This is a genomic window from Sphingobium sp. B11D3B (assembly GCF_025961735.1).
Lineage (GTDB): Bacteria > Pseudomonadota > Alphaproteobacteria > Sphingomonadales > Sphingomonadaceae > Sphingobium.
The window spans coordinates 2,092,988-2,114,323 of record NZ_JAOQOF010000001.1; the positions used below are offsets into that span (position 1 = coordinate 2,092,988).

The window sequence follows — 21,336 nt, forward strand, 5'->3', positions numbered from 1 at the left end:
CGCGCTGAGCAAGGCAGGAGATTGCATGGCCGCCGCAAGCCCAGCTTGTCGCCCGAGGCGGCCGGAACGCGCTTATTCGGACCGGGCGAGTGCCTGCTCGTCCTCGCCCTGTTCGCGGGCCGCGCGCCGATCCGTAAACCAGATGAAGATCAGGGTCATTTCGTAGAGGATGATGAGCGGAATCGCGAGCATGAGCTGCGAGACCACATCGGGTGGCGTGAGAACCGCCGCCACCGCGACCGCACCGACGATGAAATAGCGCCGCGCACCCACCAATTGCGCGCGCGAGACGATGCCGGCGCGATTGAGCAGCATCACCAGCACCGGCAGAAGAAAGCTGATGCCGAAGGCCAGGATGAACTGCATGACGAGGCTGAGATAGCTGTCCACGCTGGGCAGCGCTTCCAGCTGCATCCCGCCCGCGTCACCCTGAAAGCGCAGGAAGAAGTGGAATGCGGTCGGCATCACCAGATAATAAGCAAAGGCTGCGCCGCCCACGAACAGGATCGGCGTTGCCAGCAGGAAGGGCAGCAGTGCGCGCTTTTCCTTGGCATAAAGGCCCGGCGCGATGAACGCCCAGAGCTGGTTGGCGGTGATCGGGAAGGAGATGAAGAAGGCGCCGAACATGGCAACCTTCAATTCCACGAAGAACGCCTCATAAAGCTTTGTATAGACGAGCTTCCCTACGGAGTTGCCGAAACCCTGCTTGAGCGGCTCGACGAGAAAACCGAGAATGTCGCCCGCGAAATAATAGCAGACTGCGCCGGAGATGAAGAGCGCGGCGACGCAGCGCAACAGGCGCTTTCTCAGCTCGATGAGATGATCGAGCAGCGGCGCCTTGGTATCGTCAATGTCCTTCATGCGGTACGCGGTCCGTTCGGCTCGTCGGGGGTGCCAAGCGGCAGGCTGGACTGCGCCATGCTTTCGCTCGCGGGCGCGTCGGACTTGTGCGCAGGGCCGACATCCTCGACCGTCTCGCCGGGATGCGACGGCGCGTCATCGGTCGCGACCTTGTCGTCACGATCCCCCAGCAGTTCCGGCGCGCTATGATCCTGCAGGGCGGGTGCGCTCGCCGGATCGCTGAACTCCGTATTGCGGGTTTCGTCCATGATCTTCTGGTTTTGCTTGGCCCACTGCTTTTGCAGCTCCTCAAGCTCGGCTTCGCGCACCATGGCGTCGATGCCGCTGCGGAAATGGCGCGCCATGCCGCGCGCCTTGCCGACGATCTGACCGAATTTATAGAGCGCGCGCGGCAGATCCTTGGGGCCGATCACGAGGACCGCCACCACCGCGATCAGCAGCAGCTCTGTGGACGCAATGTCAAACATGCCAGGTTGGCCTGATCAGACCGCCCGGATTAGCTTTCGAGCTTCTGCTCTTCGCGCGTCGCGCTGCTCTCGCCGGCTGCGGACTGGCGATCGATGCGCTGCGCAGGCTTCGCCGCGCTCGCCGTATCGCCGTCATCATCCGCAAGGCCCTTCTTGAAGCTCTTAATACCCTTGGCGACATCGCCCATCAGGCTGGAGATGCGTCCGCCGCCGAACAGCAGCACGATCACCAGCACCAGTACGACCCAGTGAATCGGGGAACCGAAACCCATCAGAAATCTCCTGTGAATGCGCCCTAACTAAGCCCTGCGGGTCCATAGCGCAATGGCCATCCCGGCATCAGCCCTTGCCTCATCGAATAAGGCGATCAGTCCTCATCTTCTTCATCTTGTGGGTCATTTTCAAGACTCCCCTGCAAATCCAGTGATTCCATCGCCAGATCGACCGGATCGAGCAGGCCGGCAGCGCGCAGATCGTCGATCCCGGGCAGATCGCGCCGACTGGAGAGGCCGAAGTGGCTGAGAAAATCAGGGGTCGTCGCATAAGTGAGCGGCCGTCCCGGCACCTCTCGCCGCCCCGCCGGGCGCACCCAGCCCGCCTCCATCAGCACGTCCAGCGTCCCCTTGCCGACCTGCACGCCGCGAATCGCCTCGATCTCCGCGCGGCTGACCGGTTCGTGATAAGCGATGATCGCCAGCGTCTCGACCGCGGCCCGGCTGAGCTTGCGCGGCTCCTCCCGCTCGCGGCGCAGGATATGACTGAGATCGGCTGCCGTCTGGAAATGCCAGCGCCCGCCCCGCTCGACCAGTTCAATCCCGCGACCGGCATAATGCGCGGCCAAAGCCGACAGGCAGCCCCGGATATCGCCGTCCAGCCCGCTATGCCGCTGGATCTCGGCGACCGTCAGCGGCGCCTCGGCCGCGAACAGCACGGCTTCCACGAGACGTTCCATCTCGCTCGCAGCATGGAACGCCGGCGCGCTCATGACGGCACCGCCGGCGCGCGCAGATACAGCGGCGCGAACGTCTCTTCCTGCCGCAGTTCGACGCGTCCCAGCCGCGCCAGTTCCAGCGCTGCGACGAAACTGCTGGCCAACGCCGAGCGGCGCAGCTGCGGATCAGCGGTTTCGGGGAGGAACCGGCCCAGCTCGGCCCAGTCCAGCTCCATGCCGATCAGGCGCGACACCCGCTCAATGGCTTCATCCAGCGTCATCACCGGCCGGCGATGGACAATGTGGATGCGCGGCGCCGTCCGCGCCTTCACCTGCCCATAAGCCTGAATGATGTCGAACAGGCTGGCCTGCCACACGATTGCGCGCGGCCGGTGCAATCCTTCCGGCGCCGCGCGGGGGAAGACATCCCGGCCCAGCCGATCCCGCGCCATCAGGCGGGCGCCCGCCTCGCGCATCGCCTCCAGCCGCTGCAGCCGCAGATGGAGGCGCAGCGCCAGTTCCTCGGGCGAGGGCTCGGGCTGCGCTTCCTTGGGCAGCAGCAGGCCGGATTTGAGATAGGCGAGCCAGGCCGCCATGACCAGATAATCGGCGGCCAGTTCCAGTCGCAGTTCCGCAGCTTCCTCGATGAAACGCAGATATTGCTCGACAAGGGCGAGGATGGAAATCTCGCGCAGATCCACCTTCTGCGTCCGCGCCAGCGCCAGAAGAAGATCGAGCGGCCCCTCCCAGCTTTCCACGGAGACGGTGAGGATGGCATCGCCCGGCAGGCGGCGGACAGGCTCCATCCACTCGCCATCGAACAGCCCGGTCGGCGCCTTATCGGCAGGCTGGACGGGCGAGCTGGCGCTCATGCCGGCGTGAGCGCCAAGAGCGCGTCGCGCGTCGCCATCGCCTTTTCGCCCGGCCAGGCCGGATCTGCGCCGCCGGCGATGCTCGCCATCGCCCGGTCCAGCCGCTCGCGCGCTGCATCGGACATGTCCGGCAACCGCGCGGCGATGGCCGTCATCTCGTCCATCCGCCCCCAGCAATTGAGCGCAAGATCGCAACCGGCAGCGACCACCGCTTCGGCCAGTTCATCCGCCGGACCGTTCAGCGCCTTCATGTCGAGATCGTCCGACATCAGCAGGCCATCAAAGCCAATGGCGCCGCGAATAATCTCGCGAATCACATAAGGCGACAGGCTGGCTGGCCGGTCCGCATCCCAGGCGGTGTAAACGATATGCGCGGTCATCCCCGCCGGAGCGTGACGCAGCGCCCGGAATGGCGCGAGGTCGCGCTCCATCTCGTCGGCGCTGGCCGAGACCGTGGGCAAAGCGAGGTGGCTGTCGACCAGCGCGCGGCCATGTCCCGGCATATGCTTGACGATGCCGGCGACGCCGCCGTCCCTCAGCCCCTCCAGCGTCGCCCGGCCCAGCGCCGCGACCCGCATCGGCTCAGCGCCGAACGACCGATCCCCAACGATGTCGCTCGCGCCGGGATAGCGCAGATCGAGCACAGGGGCGGCATTGGCGGTGATCCCGACTTCCGAGAGCATCGTGCCCAGCAGCCGGGCGTTGCAGCGCGCCGCCTCCATCGCGCTCGAAGGCGCCAGATCATAAAGGGCATCGAAGCGTGCGGCGGGGGGACAGTCCGGCCAGTGCGGCGGGCGCATCCGCGCGACGCGGCCGCCTTCCTGATCGATCATGATGTACAGATCGTCCCGCCGCGCAATGTCGCGCAGCTCATCGGTCAGCGCGCGCAACTGGGCGCGGTCGGCGATGTTGCGGCCGAACAGGATGTAGCCCGCGGGGTCGCAGGCCTGGAACAGCGCCCGCTCTTCCGCGCTGACACGCTCGCCGGCAAGGCCGAAGATGACCGGCTTCATCGCGCGGAGATCACCGAACGACGATGCAATTTTCGCCCGCCACACGCAGCCGCCCGCAGGTGGCGGTGGCATCCGCCGGGGAGGCGACGCTGGCGCGCAGGCGATACAGGGTGCGTCCGCCCGTCTCGACCGGCTCGACGCTGTGCTTGAGGGCCGAGAGATAGTCGAATCGGCCGGACTGCTTCTTCCAGACCTCCTCGGCGATGGCGCGCGAGGCAAAGGCGCCGAGCTGAACGCGCGGCCCGGTCAAGGTATCGACATCCTCGACCTTCGCCGGAGCCGGCGCCGCCGGCTTGGGCGTGGCGGCCGTCTTGACCGGCGCGATGACCGTGGGCTTTGCCGCCGGACGTTCTGCGGGAACGGCGAGGGCCGGCGCCGTCGGGCCGGTCTGCTTCAGGTCGTCACGCGGCGCTTCCGGCACGCGGCTCGCATCGATGCGGCCCGAAGCCTCCCGGCCCTCGCTGGCTGCAAAGGCTTCGTCCCCTTCCCCATCGAAGGTGCGCGCGTCCGACGCGTTGGCCGGAACCTTGTAATCCTTGTTCTCCGCCGCGATCAGCGGGGCCGAGCCATCGCTGCCGCTGCGATCACGATTGCTGAACAGATAGCCGCCGGCGACAATCACCCCGAGCAGAACAAGCCCGAGCACCGCCAGACCGACAATGCGGATCGGGGACACCCTTTCGGTCTCTTCCTCGATTCCTGCGGGCTCCAGCCAGGGCAGCCGGTCCTCGTCATCAAGATTGAGACCGTTGTTCGGCTCCCCGGCTGACATCAGTTCATCTCCTCAAGCGCGCTGACGCCCATCAGGGCCAGGCCGTTCTTGATAACCTGACCGATTCCGGCGCTCAAGTGCAGTCGCGCCGCCGTGAGGCCCGCATCGCCCGCAACGATCACGCGCCGCTCGGGCTGATCGTTGCCGAGGTTCCACCAGCCATGGAAGCTGGCGGCAAGATCGTAGAGATAGAAGGCGATGCGATGCGGCTCACGCGCATTGGCGGCAGCCTCCACCACGCGGGGGAAAGTGGCCAGCTGCTTGACCAGATCCAGCTCCTCCGGGCCGAACAGCGCGCTGTCCGCCGCGGGCAGACCGTCCGGGAAGCTCTCCTGCACCCGGCGCGCCAGCGAGGAAATCCGCGCATGGGCATATTGCACGTAGAAGACCGGATTGTCCTTGCTGGCTTCCACCACCTTGGCGAAGTCGAAGTCCATCTGCGCATCGGCCTTGCGTGTCAGCATGGTGAAGCGCACGACATCCTTGCCGACCTCCTCGACGACGTCGGCCAGCGTGACGAAATTGCCGAGCCGCTTGCCCATGCGGACCAGCTCGCCATTACGCATCAGGCGCACCATCTGCACCAGCTTGACGTCGAACTGGACCTTGCCGCCGGTCAGCGCAGCCACGGCCGCCTTGATGCGCTTGACGGTGCCGGCATGGTCGGCGCCCCAGATGTCGATCAGCTGGTCGGCGGTTTCGGCCTTCTGAGCATGATATGCGAGGTCGGTGCCGAAATAGGTCAGACCGCCATCGGACTTGCGCACCGGCCGGTCGCTATCGTCGCCGAACTGCGTCGCCCGGAAGAGCGTCATCTCGGTCGGCTCCCAGTCGTCAGGCAGTTCACCCTTGGGCGGCTCCAGCACGCCCTGATAGATGAGGCCTTCCGCCTCCAGCCGGGCCAGCGCGGCATCGACGCGGCCGGCCTGCTGCACGGCCGCCTCGGAGGCGAAGACATCATGATGAATGCCGAGCAGCGCCAGATCGGCGCGGATCATGTCCATCATCGCAGCGACGGCGCGCTCGCGGAAGAGGTCGAGCCAGTCCGCTTCCGGTGCCCCGACGTAGCGGTCGCCAAATTCCGCCGCCAGCGCCTGACCGATGGGGATCAGATATTCGCCCGGATAGAAGCCGTCGGGGATCGCGATCGTCTCGCCCAGCGCCTCCCTGTAGCGCAGATGCACCGAACGACCGAGCGTCTGCACCTGCGCGCCGGCATCGTTGATATAATATTCGCGGATGACGCTGTGCCCGGCATATTCGAGCAGTGCCGCCAGCGCATCGCCGACCACCGCACCCCGGCAATGGCCCATGTGCATTGGCCCGGTCGGATTGGCCGAGACATATTCGATGTTGACGCGCACGCCCTTGCCCATCGTCGAGCGGCCATAGTCGGGCCCAGCCGCATGGATGGCTGCAAGCTCGTCTTCCCAGGCGGTGCGGACAAGACGCAGGTTGATGAAGCCGGGGCCGGCGATCTCCACGCCGTCGACATCCGCGAGCGTCCGCAGCCGGCCGGCGATCAGCTCGGCAAGGGCGCGGGGATTGGTGCTGGCGGGCTTGGCCAGCACCATCGCGGCATTGGTCGCCATGTCGCCATGCGAGGGGTCGCGCGGCGGTTCGACGGTCACGGCGGCGCGATTGAGGCCGGCGGGCAATTCGCCAGCCTGCACCATGTCGTCCAGAAGGCCGTCCAGCGCGGCGGCGATACGAGCGAAGATATTCATCGGGTCAGCGGTCCTGTCAGCATCGGCGGCGCGGCTGCAGGATGCTGCGGTCGTCCGGCCGCCGGAAAATGTCAGCGGGTCACGTTATAGCGGAGCTGGTCGGTGGTCAGGTTGAAACCCAGGAGCAGCTCGAAGCTGCTTCGCTGGATCGCCTCGCGCACTTCCGGGCGGGCCAGCGGATCGAGCGCCGCGTCCTGGTCGCCCGTCTTGCGCGGGCGGGTAATCATGCGCTCGATCTCGGGCGGCAGCGTTGCCGCACTGCGATCGATATAGGCGGAGGTGCTGCCCGTCGCCTCGGCACGCAGCGCGCCCTCGGCGAAATTCAGCCGCACCATCGTAACGCGCTTGGCGGTCACCGCCGTCGCGCCGCGCACGACCGCCGCGAAGACCGGCAGATCGACCGTCCGCGCCGGACCGACATCGCGGCGCACCGCGACCACCTTGTAGCCGACCTGCGAGTAGATGTCGGTGTCGCCCGTGGTGCACGCCGGCCGCACATCGGTGAGCGTCGCGACCACGTCGATGGCGCGCGCGTCGCGGCTGTCGGCCGGGTCGAACAGCGTGACGTCGCCGGTGTGCGCGGCCACGGCCACGGTCGGGCAGGCGGTACGGAACTGGATGATGCCCTGTCCGGCGGAGTCGATGTCGCCGCGCTTCGCGCAGCCGGCCATCAGGGCGACAAGAGCTGCCAGAACGGCGGGTTTCGAGAGAGCGGCGATCCGCACGATGGCTCCAATTCCTTCATTCTGGCGCGCGCGGGATATCCCGCGCACAATCGGGTCCGCGCTTCTTAGTCGCGCTCCCACGGGCGCGCAACCGAAAGGGCACGTCGCCCGGACGGGCTGCAAAGACCTCGCCCGCGCCAGATGACCGCAGGATGAACCGGACGGCCGTTGCGCCCTCTCCCATTCTTCCGGCTTTCCCTCGGGCGGCCATGCCCCTAATGGGACTGGATGGATGGATCGACACATATGCCCGACATGCCTGCCTCTCGCCAGCGCCCCGCCCTCACCGTTCTGGTCGCCGCACCGCGCGGCTTCTGCGCCGGCGTCGACCGCGCGATCATGATCGTGGAGCGGGCGCTCGAGAAGTTCGGCGCGCCGGTCTATGTCCGGCACGAGATCGTCCACAACCGCTTCGTCGTCGATGGGCTGCGCGCCAAGGGCGCCATCTTCGTGGACGAGCTGGATCAGGTGCCCGATGGGCGGCCAGTGGTCTTTTCCGCCCATGGCGTGCCCAAGGTCGTGCCCGCCAATGCCGAGGCGCGCGGCCTCGATTATCTTGATGCGACCTGCCCGCTGGTCTCCAAGGTCCACCGGCAGGCCGAGCGGCAGGTGGAGGCCGGGCGCCACATCCTGTTCATCGGCCACGCCAACCATCCCGAGGTGATCGGCACGTTCGGCCAGGTGCCGGACGGCGCGATGACGCTGATCGAGACGCAGGCAGATGCCGAGGCCTTCCAGCCCGCCCCCGGCGTGTCGCTGGCCTTCCTCACCCAGACCACGCTCTCCGTCGACGATACCGCGGAGATCGTCGCGACGCTGGAGCGGCGCTTTCCGGACATTGCCGCGCCGAAGGGCGAGGACATCTGCTATGCGACCTCCAACCGCCAGGCCGCAACGAAGGAAATCGCCCGTCGTGCGCAGGCTGTGATGGTGATCGGGGCGCCGAACAGCTCCAACTCCATGCGGTTGGTCGAGGTCGCCGACCGCAGCGGCGCGCGCGCCCGCCTGATCGAAACCGCCGACGAAATCGACTTCGACTGGCTGGCCGGCGTCGAGACGCTGGGCGTGACCGCCGGGGCCAGCGCGCCCGAAGTGCTGGTGCGCAGCGTGATCGACAAGCTCGCCACCCGCTTCGACGTGACCGAGGAGGAAGTGCTCACCACCACCGAATCGATCACCTTCAAGCTGCCGCGCGGCCTGGAAGCGGCCTGAGCCATGGCTGTCTACACGCAGGTGCCGGCCGAGACGCTGGCGCTCTTCCTCGAACGCTACGACGTCGGCACGCTGCTCGCGGCCAAGGGCATCGCCGAGGGTGTCGAGAACAGCAACTATCTGGTCGACACGACCGGCGCGGACGGCAACGGCGCCCGCTTCATCCTGACGCTTTACGAAAAGCGCGTGGATGTGGCGGACCTGCCTTTCTTCATGGACCTGCTCGACCATGTCGGCGCGCGTGGCTGCCCGGTGCCGCGCTTCATCCATGACCGCGAGGGCAAGGCACTGCAGACGCTGTGCGGGCGGCCCGCCGCCCTCATCGAGTTTCTGAACGGCGTCTCGGTGACCCACCCGACCCCGCCGCAGGCCCGGTCTGCCGGCGCGGCGCTGGGGCAGTTTCACCGCGCCGCCGAGGATTTCTCCGGCGAGCGCCCCAACACGCTTGGCCCGGAAGGATGGCACCGCCTCGCCAATGACTGCGGCGGCGCGCTGGATACCATCCAGCCGGGGCTGGAACAGCGCGTACGGACCGAACTCGCCTATCTCGACGCGCATTGGCCGCAGGCGCTGGCGCGTGGCGTCATCCATGCCGATCTGTTTCCGGACAATGTGCTGATGCGCGGCGACGAGGTCGGCGGACTGATCGACTTCTACTTCAGCTGCACGGACATCCGCGCCTATGATCTCGCCATCATGCATGGCGCCTGGTGCTTCGGCCCGGATGGGCGGGACTTCGACAGTGCCGTGGCTTTGGCGCTGATCGCGGGATATCGCGCGACGCATGGGCTGAGCGCGGAGGAATATGCCGCGCTGCCTGTCCTCGCACGCGGCGCGGCGCTGCGCTTCCTGCTGACCCGCGCCTATGACTGGATCAACACGCCCGCCAATGCGCTGGTGACGCGCAAGGACCCGCTGGCCTATCTGCGGCGCCTCGACTTTTATGCCGAAACGGACGCAGCGGCGCTGTTCGGCTCGGCCTCGTGAAAACCGTCCAGCTGTTCACCGACGGCGCCTGCAAGGGCAATCCCGGACCGGGCGGCTGGGGCGTGGTGCTGCGCTTCAACGGCCATGAGAAGGAGCTTTCCGGCGGGGAAGCGCACACCACCAACAACCGGATGGAGCTGATGGCCGCAATCGCCGGCCTCAACGCCCTCAAGGGGCCGTGCCATGTGATCCTGTCCACGGACAGCAACTATGTGAAGGACGGCATCACCCGCTGGATTCACGGCTGGCAGCGCAATGGCTGGCGCACCGCCGACAAGAAACCGGTCAAGAATGCCGACCTCTGGCAGGAGCTGCTCGCCGCCGTCGCCCCCCACCGGATCGACTGGCAATGGGTGAAGGGCCACTCCGGCCACCCGGAGAACGAGCGCGCCGACCGCCTCGCCAGTGATGCAGCGGAGCGGGCGCGAGGTTAGGTTTTCGCGCCTTCGGGCGCATGTTGGCGTCACTGCCCATAGGGCGCGCTTTTACGCCGGTTGGAACGACCACCCCCAGTTTTCGTTACGGCGGGGAGCCGATCCTCGGCTCGTTAGCCAAAGATCGGACTTTTATGCCGCCACGCACCCTGATCCAGTTCTTCCATTGGTACACGCAGGATGGAGGGCGGCATTGGGATGAGGTGGCTGACAAGAGCGCCAGCCTGGCGGGCATCGGCATCACCGATGTCTGGCTGCCACCGGCCGGCAAGGGGGCGGCGGGCGGCTATTCGGTTGGTTATGACGCCTATGACCTGTTCGACCTCGGCGAGTTCGACCAGAAGGGCACGGTGGCGACCAAATATGGCGATCGCGCCGCGCTCGAACGGGCCTGTGCTGCCCTGCGCGAGGCCGGATTGCGGGTGATCCACGACGTTGTCTTCAATCACAAGATGGGCGGGGACGAGACGGAGCAGGTGCGCGTGCGCCGGGTCAATCCGGATAACCGCACCGAGATCGAGGACGAGGCTTTCGAGGCGCGCGCCTATACGCGCTTCACCTTCCCGGGGCGCAATGGCGCCCATTCCAAGTTCATCTGGGATGCCCGCTGCTTCAGCGGCGTGGACCATCTCGACGAGCCCAATGAGAATGGCGTGTTCAAGCTCGTCAACGACTATGGGGATGGCGAGTGGAACGCCGAGGTGGACGAGGAACTCGGCAACTTCGATTATCTGATGGGATCGGACATCGAGTTCCGCAACAACGCCGTCTACGAGGAGCTGAAATATTGGGGCCGCTGGCTGGCCGAGCAGCTTCCGGTCGATGGCTTCCGGCTCGATGCCGCCAAGCATATCCCGGCCTGGTTCTTCCGTGACTGGGTGGGACATATGCGGGAGAGCGTGGCGGACGATCTGTTCGTGGTCGCCGAATATTGGCACCCGGACATGACCGCCCTGCAGACCTATCTCGACCGGGTCGATCATCAACTCGCCCTGTTCGATGTCGCCCTGCATCATCGCTTTCACGAGGCCTCCTGCGCGGGCGATGCGTTCGACATGCGGACGATCTTCGACGGTTCGCTGGTGGCGACGGCGCCGGACCGGGCGGTGACGATCGTCGCGAACCACGACACCCAGGCGCTGCAGGCGATGGAAGCACCCGTCGAGACCTGGTTCCGCCCGCTGGCTTATGCGCTGATCCTGCTGCGCGACGCCGGGGTGCCGTGCGTGTTCTATCCCGATCTCTATGGCGCGCGGTACAAGGATACGGGCGGCGATGGCGAGACTCATGAGGTCGAGATGCCGCCGATCGACGGCCTCGAGAAGCTGATCGAAGCGCGGCAGCGTTTCGCGCATGGGCCACAGACCGATCTGTTCGACGATCCCCACGCCATCGGCTTCATCCGCCACGGCACGGAGGATGCGCCGGGCTGCGTCGTGCTGCTCACCAATGCGGGCGATGCCACCAAGGTCTTCGATCTCGGCCCGGATCATGCCGGCGCGGGCTTCCGCGATTATCTCGGGCATTGCGAGGAAGAAATCTGGTCGGACGACGAGGGACGACTGACCGCGCAGGTGAATGGCGGGAGTGTCAGTGTGTGGGTGCGCAGCGACGCATTTTGAGGGGCTCAGCGCCAGCGCATTGCCCTTTTGGGAACTCCGACGCGACCGATGCTCAGGAACGACCCTCCAACATCGCGCGTTGGCTCAATTGAAAGGAGTTCTCAGATGGAAGATGAGGTTCACAAGACCACCGAAGACGCCCGTGCCGGCCAGACGCCGCACATCGTCCGTTATGTGCTGAGCATCTCGCTCGTGCTTGCGGTGATCGTGATGGCGGTCGTTCTGTTCTGGGGCTCGGCCCAGAGCTGACGCCGGCCTGAATGCGCTTTGCGCGCAGAAAAGTGGGGCCGGACGCGGCCGGCCCACATTCCTCAAATATCGCGGCGCCCGAGCAAGCGCAGACGCAGGGCGTTGAGCTTGATGAAGCCAGCCGCATCCCGCTGATCATAGGCGCCCGCATCATCCTCGAACGTCACGACCTTCTCGCTGTAGAGCGAATTGGGCGACTTGCGCCCCACGACGATGCAACTGCCCTTATAGAGCTTGAGGCGAACCGTGCCTGCGACCTTCAGCTGGCTGTGGTCGATTGCCGCCTGCAGCATCTCGCGCTCGGGTGAGAACCAGAAGCCGTTATAGACCAGTTCCGCATAGCGCGGCGCCAGTTCGTCCTTGAGATGGGCGGCGCCGCGATCCAGCGTCAACTGCTCGATGCCGCGATGGGCCAGCGCATAGATGGTGCCGCCCGGCGTCTCGTACATGCCGCGTGACTTCATGCCGACGAAGCGGTTCTCGACCAGATCGAGCCGGCCGATGCCGTGCTTGCGGCCCAGTTCGTTAAGCGCCTCGAGCAGCGTCGCGGGGCTCATCGCCTGGCCATTGAGGGCCGTGCCGTCGCCCTTGTCGAAATCGACGGTGATATACTCCGGCGTGTCCGGCGCATCCTCGGGATTGACGGTGCGCGAATAGACATAGTCCGGCACCTCCTCCCACGGATCTTCCAGCACTTTGCCCTCCGAGGAGGTGTGCAGCATGTTGGCGTCGGTGGAGAAGGGCGCCTCGCCCCGCTTGTCCTTGGGCACCATGATCTGGTGCTGCTCGGCCCACTCGATGAGCTTGGTGCGCGAGGTCAGATCCCATTCGCGCCACGGCGCGATGACCTTGATATCCGGCTGGAGCGCATAATAGCCAAGCTCGAACCGGACCTGGTCATTGCCCTTGCCGGTCGCGCCGTGGGACACGGCATCGGCCCCGACCATCTTGGCGATCTCGATCTGCCGCTTGGCGATCAGCGGCCGCGCGATGGAGGTGCCGAGCAGATACAGCCCCTCATACATGGCGTTGGCGCGCATCATCGGGAAGACATAATCCCGCACGAATTCCTCGCGCAGATCGTCGATGAAGATGTGCTCGGGCTTCACGCCGGCATTCAGCGCCTTCTGCCGGGCCGGCTCCAGCTCCTCACCCTGCCCCAGATCGGCCGTGAAGGTCACGACCTCGCAGCCATAATGGATTTGCAGCCACTTGAGGATGACGCTGGTATCGAGGCCACCGGAATAGGCGAGAACAACGCGCTTGATGGTGTCGGACATGGCGACAGGGGTCTTTCGAACTGGAGGTCGAGGATCAGGCCGGTCGCCTATCAGCGTCGCTCAAAACGCGCAACCTGTGAGGGACGCCGGGCGCGCCAATCCGCTGGCAGCCCGCCACTAGTCATCGGCAAGATCGATCATTGAGACGACTTTAATCGATTTTCGTTCTTGAACGGGTGGCATTATTGTCAGCATCGGAACGCAGCCTGCAGCCTGCGTCCATTGCTCGCCGGTTCCCCACGGCCGCGCGGGCACCTGCTGCCCCGGCACCCCCCTCCTGCCGGGGCAGCTATCGCCTCCCGACATTCCCCAGCATCCGGCAAGACCACGGCACCGTTGCCCCGTGCGCACCAGCCTCAATCAAACCGCCCGGCCCCATGTCTGGAGCCGGGCGGCGAAGCATCCGTCATGGAAGGGGGATTATGCCGCGAGATCGAACCGATCGGCATTCATCACCTTCACCCAGGCCGCGATGAAGTCGGCGACGAACTTGTCGGCAGCGTCGGACGACGCGTAGACCTCCGACAGCGCCCGCAACTGGGAGTTCGATCCGAACACCAGATCGGTGCGGGTCGCGGTCCATTTCTCCATGTCCGTCTTGCGGCAGGTGCCGACGAACACCTCGTCACCGCGATCATCCACTTCCTTCCACGCCGTGCCCATGTCGAGCAGGTTGACGAAGAAGTCGTTGGTCAGCTGGCCGGGACGATCCGTCAGCACGCCTTCCTTGCGACCATTGTGATTGGCACCGAGCACGCGCAACCCGCCGACCAGCACCGTCATCTCCGGCGCGCTCAGCCGCAGAAGCTGGGCGCGGTCGATCATCAGCTCCTCGGTCGGCACGCTGAAGCGCACCTGGAGATAATTGCGGAAGCCGTCTGCCTTGGGCTCCAGCACGGCGAAGCTCTCGGCATCGGTCCAGTCCTGCACGGCATCGGTACGACCGGGGATGAACGGCACGGTCACTGCGCGCCCGGCTGCCTTGGCGGCCTGCTCGATGCCGACGCTGCCGCCCAGCACGATCAGATCGGCAATACTCACCTTCTTCCCGCCCGGTGCTGCCGCATCGAAGTCCGCCTTGATGCCCTCATAGACATTCAGGACGCGGGCCAGTTGCGCGGGCTGATTGACTTCCCAGTCCTTCTGCGGTGCGAGGCGGATGCGCGCGCCATTGGCGCCGCCGCGATGGTCCGAGCCGCGATAGGTCGAGGCCGAGGCCCAGGCCGTGGTGACGAGCTCGGCCACGGACAGGCCCGATGCCGCGATCTTCTCCTTGAGCGCGGTGACATCGGCGGCGTCGATCGGCGCATGGTCGGCCTTGGGGATCGGGTCTTGCCAGATCAGGTCTTCGGCCGGCACCTCGGGGCCGAGATAGCGCGCCTTCGGCCCCATGTCGCGGTGACACAGCTTGAACCAGGCCCGTGCGAAGCAATCCGCGAAATAGTCTGGATTCGCCCGGAATTTCTCCATGATCACCCGATAGGCGGGGTCCATCTTGAACGCCATGTCCGCCGTGGTCATCATCGTCGGCACATGCTTGGCAGGATTGTGCGCGGCCGGGGCCAGCGTCTCGGGCGGATTGCCGACCGGCTGCCACTGTTTCGCGCCGGCAGGGCTGCGCACCAGCTCATACTCATGGTCGAGCAACATGTCGAAATAGCTCATGTCCCAGCTGATCGGCGTCGGCGTCCACGCGCCTTCGATGCCGCTCGTGATCGTATGATCGCCGATGCCGCTCTCGTGGCTCGACTGCCAGCCTAGGCCCTGCTGCGCGATGTCTGCGCCTTCCGGCTCGGCGCCGATCTTGGAGGCATCGCCCGCGCCATGCGCCTTGCCGAAGGTGTGGCCACCGGCGGTCAGGGCAGCTGTCTCCTCATCGTCCATGCCCATGCGCTTGAACGTCTCGCGAATGTCCCGTGCGGACTGGAGCGGATCGGGATTGCCACCCGGCCCTTCCGGATTGACGTAGATGAGGCCCATCTGGATCGCGGCGAGCGGATCCTCCAGCGCGCGGCCCTCGGCCTCGTCAATGCGGGTGAGATTGCCTTCCTGGCCCACCCACTGCTCCTCGGTGCCCCAGTAGATGTCCTTCTCCGGCTCGAACACGTCGGCCCGGCCGCCGCCGAAGCCAAACACCGGTCCACCCATCGATTCGATCGCGACATTGCCGGCGAGGATCATCAGGTCCGCCCAGCTCAGCTTCGCGCCATATTTCTGCTTGATCGGCCAGAGCAGCCGGCGGGCCTTGTCGAGATTGGCATTGTCCGGCCAGCTGTTCAGCGGGGCGAAGCGCTGCTGCCCGCTATTGGCGCCACCGCGACCGTCACCGGTGCGATAGGTGCCCGCAGAGTGCCACGCCATGCGAATGAAGAACGGGCCATAATGGCCGTAATCCGCCGGCCACCAGGGCTGGCTGTCCGTCATCAACGCATGGAGGTCGCGTTTGACGGCCTCATAATCCAGCGTCTTGAATGCTGCGGCATAGTCGAAATCGTCCCCCATCGGGTCAGTGGAGAGACCGTTTCGCTGGAGAATTTCGAGCGAGAGCTGGTTGGGCCACCAGTCCCGATTGGTGCGGCCCAGCAGCGAGCGCATCGCTGCGGACGTCTTCATCGGGCAACCCGACGGCGAACCACTTGTTTTCGCGTCCATTTCAATATCCTTCCCGATCAAAATTCAGTGAGGGGAGATTATCGAACAGCGGCCGCCCGAAACAGCGATTAAACTTCGTTATTGAAAGCTAGATTTTCGATCAAGGATCAGCCCTTGGCGCGATAGCGCGCCTCGGCCTGCGCCATATAGTCGCGCGTGATCGGCAGGGTGTGGCGATTGCGGACGAACTGGAGTTGGTAGATCGTCTGGCTGCCATAGAGGAAGCCGGACGCTGCCGCCGCCAGATAGAAGGTCCACATGCGGAAGAAGCGCTCGTCGTACAGGGCGACGATCTCTGTCTTCGCCGCGAGCGTGCGCTGATACCAATGCTCCAGCGTGTAGTAATAATGCATGCGCAGCACTTCGATGTCGGTCAGCAGCAGGCGGTTGGGCTCGCTGCCTTCCATGATCTCCGACAGCGCCGGCGCATAGCCGCCCGGGAAGATATATTTGCGCATGAAGCCATCCGTCGATGACGGGCCATTGAGGCGGCCGATGGTGTGCAGCAGCATCACCCCGTCCGGCTTCAGCAGATTATGGCAGGTGCGGAAGAACTCGCGATAATGGCGCACGCCGACATGTTCGAACATGCCGACCGAAACGATGCGATCGAACGTGCCGTTCACATCGCGATAATCGATCAGCTCGAACCGGACGCGATCGGCGACGCCCGCCTCCTGCGCCCTGCGCCGCGCGACCTTGAGCTGCTCCTCGGACAAAGTGACGCCGAGCACGTCCACATCCGCCACGCGGTTGAGATAAAGGGCCATGCCGCCCCAGCCGCAACCGATATCCAGCACCTGCTGACCGGGCTTCAGATCGAGCTTGGCGGCGATATGCGCCTTCTTGTCGATCTGCGCCTGCTCCAGGCTCACGGCATCGGGGTCGGTAAAGTAGGCGCAGCTATATTGCCGGTCCTTGTCGAGAAACAGCGCGTAGAGCTTGTCCGACAGGTCATAGTGATGCGCGACATTGGCCTTAGAGCGACTGCGCTTGTTGTAATTGTCGCGCCAGTGCTTGATCCGCTCTCCCAACCAGCCGAGCAGGCTCGGCTCATCAAGGGTCTTGCCGCTTTCCAGCGGCGAATTGGCCGCGACCAGCATGATCAGGTTCCAGATGCTGCCCTGCTCGATGATGAGCTTGCCATCCATGAACCCTTCGGCTGCGCCGAGCGCCGGATTGGTCAGGATGGCGCGTGCGGCGGCATCATCGGTGAAGCGGATGGCGACGTCCGGCCAGCCCCTCACGGCTGTTCCCAACACTTCCTGCGACCCATCCGCATAGCGGATGGTCAATGTGCCCTGACTGATGATCTTGCCGAGCAGGCGACCCAATATTCTCATGGCGCGCGTTTATAGCGCGGCGGATCGTTCGGTCACCCCCTTTCACGAAAAGCGGGCGCTTTCCCTGACCGGTCCATCTGCTATTCCGCTGCCTCGGCCCATCGGAGATGAGACGATCATGACCACCCCCAGCTTCCACAGCTACCGCCCGGCCGATGGTCATGGGCTGGCGCACAATCCGCTGAACGCCATCGTCGCGCCGAGGCCGATCGGGTGGATCGGGACGGTCAGCGCGACCGGTGTGCCCAACCTCGCGCCCTACAGCTTCTTCAATCTTTTCGCCTACAGCCCGCCGATCATCGGCTTCTCATCAAGCGGCGTGAAGGACAGCCTGACCAACGCCCGCGCGACCGGCGTCTTCACCTGGAATCTGGTGGGCCGCTCCCTGGCCGAGGCGATGAACGCCACATCGGCAGAGGTCGCGCCGGATGTCGACGAATTCGCGCTCGCGAGGCTCGAACCGCTCGCCTCGGTGGAGATCGCGGCACCGCGCGTGGCGGCCAGTCCGGTGCAATTCGAATGCCGGGTGACAGACATACTGCCGCTGCGTGGCCTTTCCGGCGCGCAAAGCGGCAATGTCATGGTCTTTGGCGAAGTGGTCCACATCCACATCGATCCGGCCTGCCTGCATGAGGGCATCTATCGCACCACCGATGCGGTGCCGTTGGCGCGGGGCGGAGGTCCGGCCGACTATTACGAAATCCGGCCCGACACACAGTTCCTGATGAAGCGCCCCGGCTGAACCCTCGGCTTAGCCGAGCGCAGCCTGCTTCTCGGCCGCGAGCCGATCCAGCTCGGCGCGGCTCTTCTTTTCGCTGGCGGATTTGAGCTGCCCGCAGGCGGCCATGATGTCGCGACCGCGCGGCGTGCGCACCGGCGCGGAAATGCCCGCCTCGAACACGATGTCCGAGAAGCGCCGGATGCGCTCGGGCGTCGAGCACTCATAAGGCGCGCCGGGCCACGGGTTGAAGGGAATGAGGTTCACCTTCGCCGGCAGACGATAGTGGCGGAGCAGGCGGACCAGTTCGCGCGCATCCTCATCGCTGTCATTCTTGTCCTTGAGCATCACATATTCGAACGTGATGCGACGGGCATTATTGGCACCGGGATAGTCGGCACAGGCCTGCAGCAGCTCTTCCAGCCCGAACTTGCGGTTGAGCGGCACGATCTCGTCGCGCACCTCCTTCGTGACGGCGTGGAGCGAGACGGCCAGATTGACGCCGATCTCCTCGCCAGCGCGCGCCATCATCGGCACCACGCCGCTAGTGGAGAGCGTGATGCGGCGCTTGGAGAGCGCCAGCCCGTCGCCATCCATCACCACCTTGAGCGCATCGCGCACATGCTCGAAATTGTAGAGCGGCTCGCCCATGCCCATCATCACGATGTTGGTGAGCAGGCGCCCGTCCGGGCTGTACTGCGGCGCATCGTCGTCCTCTTCCTCTTCGACCTCGCCGAAGCCGGCCATGCTGCCCTTTGGCCACTCGCCAAGGGCATCGCGCGCGAGCATCACCTGCCCGACGATCTCGCCCGGCGTCAGATTGCGCACCAGACGCATCGTGCCGGTGTGGCAAAAGCGACAATTGAGCGTGCAGCCGACCTGGCTGGACACGCACAGCGTCCCCCGGTCCGCATCGGGGATGAAGACCATTTCATAATCCTGCGCGTCGTCGGAACGCAGCAGCCATTTGCGCGTGCCATCCGAGCTGATCTGCGCTTCCACCACATTGGGCCGCCCGACAATGAAGCGCTCGGCCATCCAGCTACGCATCGGCTTGGCCAGATCGGTCATCCGCTCGAAGTCGGTCTCACCGCGATGATAGAGCCAGTGGAAGAGCTGCTTGGCGCGCAGCTTCGCCTGCTTCTCATCGAGACCGGCCGCACTCAGCTCAGCCTTGATCTGGGCGCGGGAGAGACCAATGAGATCGACCCGCCCGTCCTCGCGCGGCGTGATGGCGCGGGGGACCGGCACAGGATCGACATGGCCGGGGATCGGCATGAGGGGCGTCGCAGTGTGGGGCATGGGGCGCATATAATCGTATGTTGGAGCTTGCGCCAGTGGCGTTGACCAACGCCGATCCCGGCAGAGCATCCCCATACGAAACCGGATCTCCCGTCGTTGCGGGAACCCGGCGAGCGAGGAGCCGTTACGCTTTGGTCGTCCGGGCCCCTCTGGCGCTTGCTCACAAGCGTGATGTCGGACGCCCCATCGCGCCCGAGGCACATCATTCCACATATGCCATTCCCGTGGAATCCTTCGGCGCCTATCGGAGGATTGATCCATGAAGTTCGCGTTCCCGCTCTCCCTCGCCGCCCTGACCTCGCTCGCCTGCGCGACGCCCGCTTTCGCCGCGGACCGTGCCCCGACCCCGGAGGAGGCGAAGGCCATCACGGCCGTACTGCACGACGCGGGTTTCAAAAGCTGGGACGAGATCGAGTTCGACATCGACGACAACCGCTGGGAGGTCGATGACGCGCGCGATGCGCAGGGCCAGCAGTGGGATCTCCATCTCGCCCCGAAAACCTACGCGATCGTCCGCCGCGAACGAGACTGACGGCGGGCTGACTAGTTCGCAAAGCGCTTGAAATAGCTGCTGTGCAGCCAGCGCGGACGCTCCGGCGCATTGGCGACGCGCTGGGTGAGCGCGATGACATAGTCGGTCAGCTTCACGCCCTCGGCCTTCATCACCGGCTGCAGAAGATCATCCTGGGGAGAATGGTAGATATTCGCGCGCCACGCGGCCTCCACCGCCTCTTCCGGCGTCCCGAGCTTGAAACCATATTTGGGGAAGAGCGCCGGGATGCCCTGCTTTATGAAGCTATATTGATCCGACCGGATGAACACGTTGCGATCCGGCTTGGGGTCCGGGACGATGGGCAGGCCCATCGCCTCGCTCACCGCCTGCGCATGAGCTCCGAGCGTGCTCTCCTCATAGCCGATGGGCGTGATGCTGGTCAGCGGAAAGATCGGCAGCGGCATATCCAGATTGATGTTCGCCACGATCGAGCCGGCCGGCACCGTCGGACGATTGGCGAAATAGCGCGAGCCGAGCAGGCCCTTCTCTTCTGCGGTGATGATGGCGAACAGGATTGAGCGGCGGGTCTTTTGGGGCGCCGCCGCCAGCGCCCTGGCCGCCTCGATGATGCTGGCGACGCCGACGGCATTATCGAACGCCCCGTTATAGATGGCATCGCCATTGACCGGCGTTCCGATGCCATAGCCGTCCAGATGCGCCGAAAGGACGACATATTCCGAGGCCAGTGCCGGGTCCGATCCGGGCAGGACCGCGATGATGTTGTTGCTGCTGAGCGGCTTTTGGGTCGCCTTGATCGTCGCGGCAAAGCGGCCCGGCAGATCGAAGAGGGGCAGCGACGCCGATGCGTCCGACAGGGCGGACAGCGCCTCGAAGCTCTGCCCCGTGCCCTCGAACAGCAGACCGGCCTTTTCCGGCGAGAGGGTGGCCATCATGAAGGGCACCGAGACATCGCGCAGCGCCGGATCGGCCAGATACATGGAGGAAAGGCTCGCATTGCCGACCTGCCGCTCCCATCGGATCTCGACCTGTTTGGGGGTGGTGAGCGCAATCATGCCGAGGGCGCCACGCTCAGCGAGGAGCTTCGCGCGCGCAGAGCGCGCATCGGACTTCAGCGCGCCCGAAATGTCGGCCGGGCCGCCGGACAGCACGACCACCACCTTGCCCTTGACGTCGATCCCCGCGAAATCATCATGACCGGCCTCGGCTATGGAGAGGCCATAGCCGGCAAAGACCAGTGGCGCGTCGATGCTGGCCGGCATGGGCGTGTTACCACGGAAGAACAGATCCTGCGGGGTCGCCAGAACCACATCGCCCGACGCGCGCTTGAGTACCGCCGTGCTCGCCGGCTGATCGAAGCGCTGCTCGACCAGATCGACACGCTGAAAATAGCCGTCCGTTCCCCCCGCCTGCGCCCCAAGCTTGCGAAAGGACGCGACGACGTAATCGGCCGCGCGATCATAGCCCGGCGTGCCGGCTCCGCGCCCTTCATTGGCGTCGCTGGCAAGTTCCTCGACATGGCCCCACCAGGCATTGATCCGGTCAGGCGATGGTTCGGGCAATTGCGCAGCCAGTGGCGTGGCGATCAGGCAGCCAATGACTGCCCCTAGGGCGTGGCGATAGAACATGAAGCATGGTCTCCCCGGACGATGCGCCGC

21 protein-coding genes are annotated in these 21,336 nt (G+C 65.4%); 7 read left to right on the plus strand and 14 right to left on the minus strand.

The annotated features are described in order from the left end of the window. Positions 1 to 72 precede the first annotated feature (72 nt). The 9 genes from tatC to M2333_RS09890 form a co-directional block, all read right to left on the minus strand. Positions 73 to 861, minus strand: a complete 789-nt coding sequence (gene tatC / locus M2333_RS09850) for a twin-arginine translocase subunit TatC (protein ID WP_264611629.1) — start codon at positions 859 to 861, stop codon at positions 73 to 75. Next, positions 858 to 1,328 (minus strand): Sec-independent protein translocase protein TatB, encoded by a 471-nt coding sequence (tatB, locus tag M2333_RS09855; RefSeq protein WP_264611630.1) that lies wholly within the window; start codon positions 1,326 to 1,328, stop codon positions 858 to 860. Before tatB ends, tatC begins: the two co-directional genes overlap by 4 nt. Before the next feature lie 29 nt (positions 1,329 to 1,357). Continuing rightward, complete coding sequence (locus tag M2333_RS09860; RefSeq protein ID WP_181558851.1) at positions 1,358 to 1,600, minus strand: twin-arginine translocase TatA/TatE family subunit; 243 nt, start codon at positions 1,598 to 1,600, stop codon at positions 1,358 to 1,360. Positions 1,601 to 1,695: 95 nt separating this feature from the next. Further along, entirely contained in the window at positions 1,696 to 2,313 is a 618-nt protein-coding gene (scpB, locus tag M2333_RS09865) for an SMC-Scp complex subunit ScpB (RefSeq protein WP_264578301.1), read from the minus strand. Further along, positions 2,310 to 3,065 carry a segregation and condensation protein A gene (locus M2333_RS09870; protein WP_264572368.1) on the minus strand — a complete coding sequence of 252 codons (756 nt, stop codon included), beginning with the start codon at positions 3,063 to 3,065 and terminating at the stop codon, positions 2,310 to 2,312. Before M2333_RS09870 ends, scpB begins: the two co-directional genes overlap by 4 nt. A 62-nt stretch (positions 3,066 to 3,127) precedes the next feature. After that, on the minus strand, positions 3,128 to 4,144 hold the full coding sequence (nagZ, locus tag M2333_RS09875) for a beta-N-acetylhexosaminidase (RefSeq protein ID WP_264611631.1): 1,017 nt from the start codon (positions 4,142 to 4,144) through the stop codon (positions 3,128 to 3,130). Positions 4,145 to 4,154: 10 nt separating this feature from the next. After that, a complete protein-coding gene (locus M2333_RS09880; protein ID WP_181558849.1) occupies positions 4,155 to 4,916 on the minus strand; it encodes an SPOR domain-containing protein in 762 nt (253 codons plus the stop codon). After that, positions 4,916 to 6,643 (minus strand): arginine--tRNA ligase, encoded by a 1,728-nt coding sequence (argS, locus tag M2333_RS09885; RefSeq protein ID WP_264611632.1) that lies wholly within the window; start codon positions 6,641 to 6,643, stop codon positions 4,916 to 4,918. Before argS ends, M2333_RS09880 begins: the two co-directional genes overlap by 1 nt. 71 nt (positions 6,644 to 6,714) lie before the next feature. Continuing rightward, positions 6,715 to 7,416 (minus strand): hypothetical protein, encoded by a 702-nt coding sequence (locus M2333_RS09890; protein ID WP_319801307.1) that lies wholly within the window; start codon positions 7,414 to 7,416, stop codon positions 6,715 to 6,717. Between the two features lie 207 nt (positions 7,417 to 7,623). Here M2333_RS09890 and ispH point away from each other — a divergent pair, with 207 nt between their 5' ends. The 5 genes from ispH (at position 7,624) to M2333_RS09915 (ending at position 11,872) form a co-directional block, all read left to right on the plus strand. Then, positions 7,624 to 8,580, plus strand: coding sequence for a 4-hydroxy-3-methylbut-2-enyl diphosphate reductase (gene ispH, locus M2333_RS09895; protein WP_413714902.1), 957 nt, complete (start codon positions 7,624 to 7,626; stop codon positions 8,578 to 8,580). A gap of 3 nt (positions 8,581 to 8,583) precedes the next feature. Further along, a complete protein-coding gene (thrB, locus tag M2333_RS09900; RefSeq protein ID WP_264611633.1) occupies positions 8,584 to 9,567 on the plus strand; it encodes a homoserine kinase in 984 nt (327 codons plus the stop codon). Beyond that, positions 9,564 to 10,001 carry a ribonuclease HI gene (gene rnhA / locus M2333_RS09905; RefSeq protein WP_181558845.1) on the plus strand — a complete coding sequence of 146 codons (438 nt, stop codon included), beginning with the start codon at positions 9,564 to 9,566 and terminating at the stop codon, positions 9,999 to 10,001. The genes thrB and rnhA overlap by 4 nt, the downstream gene beginning before the upstream one ends. A gap of 134 nt (positions 10,002 to 10,135) precedes the next feature. Continuing rightward, positions 10,136 to 11,623 (plus strand): alpha-amylase, encoded by a 1,488-nt coding sequence (amyA, locus tag M2333_RS09910; RefSeq protein ID WP_264611634.1) that lies wholly within the window; start codon positions 10,136 to 10,138, stop codon positions 11,621 to 11,623. Between the two features lie 105 nt (positions 11,624 to 11,728). After that, a complete protein-coding gene (locus M2333_RS09915) occupies positions 11,729 to 11,872 on the plus strand; it encodes a hypothetical protein (protein ID WP_181558843.1) in 144 nt (47 codons plus the stop codon). 62 nt (positions 11,873 to 11,934) lie between these two features. Here the strand turns inward: M2333_RS09915 and M2333_RS09920 are convergent, their stop codons facing one another. The 3 genes from M2333_RS09920 to M2333_RS09930 all read right to left on the minus strand — a co-directional run bounded on the left by M2333_RS09920 (position 11,935) and on the right by M2333_RS09930 (position 17,147). Continuing rightward, entirely contained in the window at positions 11,935 to 13,152 is a 1,218-nt protein-coding gene (locus M2333_RS09920; RefSeq protein WP_264586666.1) for an argininosuccinate synthase, read from the minus strand. 420 nt (positions 13,153 to 13,572) lie between these two features. Further along, positions 13,573 to 15,804, minus strand: a complete 2,232-nt coding sequence (gene katG / locus M2333_RS09925; protein WP_264611635.1) for a catalase/peroxidase HPI — start codon at positions 15,802 to 15,804, stop codon at positions 13,573 to 13,575. Positions 15,805 to 15,911: 107 nt separating this feature from the next. Beyond that, positions 15,912 to 17,147, minus strand: coding sequence for an SAM-dependent methyltransferase (locus tag M2333_RS09930; protein ID WP_264572179.1), 1,236 nt, complete (start codon positions 17,145 to 17,147; stop codon positions 15,912 to 15,914). Positions 17,148 to 17,265: 118 nt separating this feature from the next. Between M2333_RS09930 and M2333_RS09935 the strand changes: the two genes are divergently transcribed. Next, positions 17,266 to 17,889 (plus strand): flavin reductase family protein, encoded by a 624-nt coding sequence (locus tag M2333_RS09935; RefSeq protein ID WP_264611636.1) that lies wholly within the window; start codon positions 17,266 to 17,268, stop codon positions 17,887 to 17,889. Positions 17,890 to 17,898: 9 nt separating this feature from the next. On the opposite strand, the gene rlmN is transcribed toward M2333_RS09935, so the two are convergent. Then, positions 17,899 to 19,167, minus strand: a complete 1,269-nt coding sequence (gene rlmN / locus M2333_RS09940; RefSeq protein ID WP_264611637.1) for a 23S rRNA (adenine(2503)-C(2))-methyltransferase RlmN — start codon at positions 19,165 to 19,167, stop codon at positions 17,899 to 17,901. Positions 19,168 to 19,426: 259 nt separating this feature from the next. On the opposite strand from rlmN, the gene M2333_RS09945 reads away from it, so the two are divergent. Continuing rightward, entirely contained in the window at positions 19,427 to 19,699 is a 273-nt protein-coding gene (locus M2333_RS09945) for a PepSY domain-containing protein (protein WP_264611638.1), read from the plus strand. Between the two features lie 11 nt (positions 19,700 to 19,710). Here the strand turns inward: M2333_RS09945 and M2333_RS09950 are convergent, their stop codons facing one another. Further along, a complete protein-coding gene (locus tag M2333_RS09950) occupies positions 19,711 to 21,306 on the minus strand; it encodes a M28 family metallopeptidase (RefSeq protein WP_264611639.1) in 1,596 nt (531 codons plus the stop codon). Positions 21,307 to 21,336: the final 30 nt, after the last annotated feature.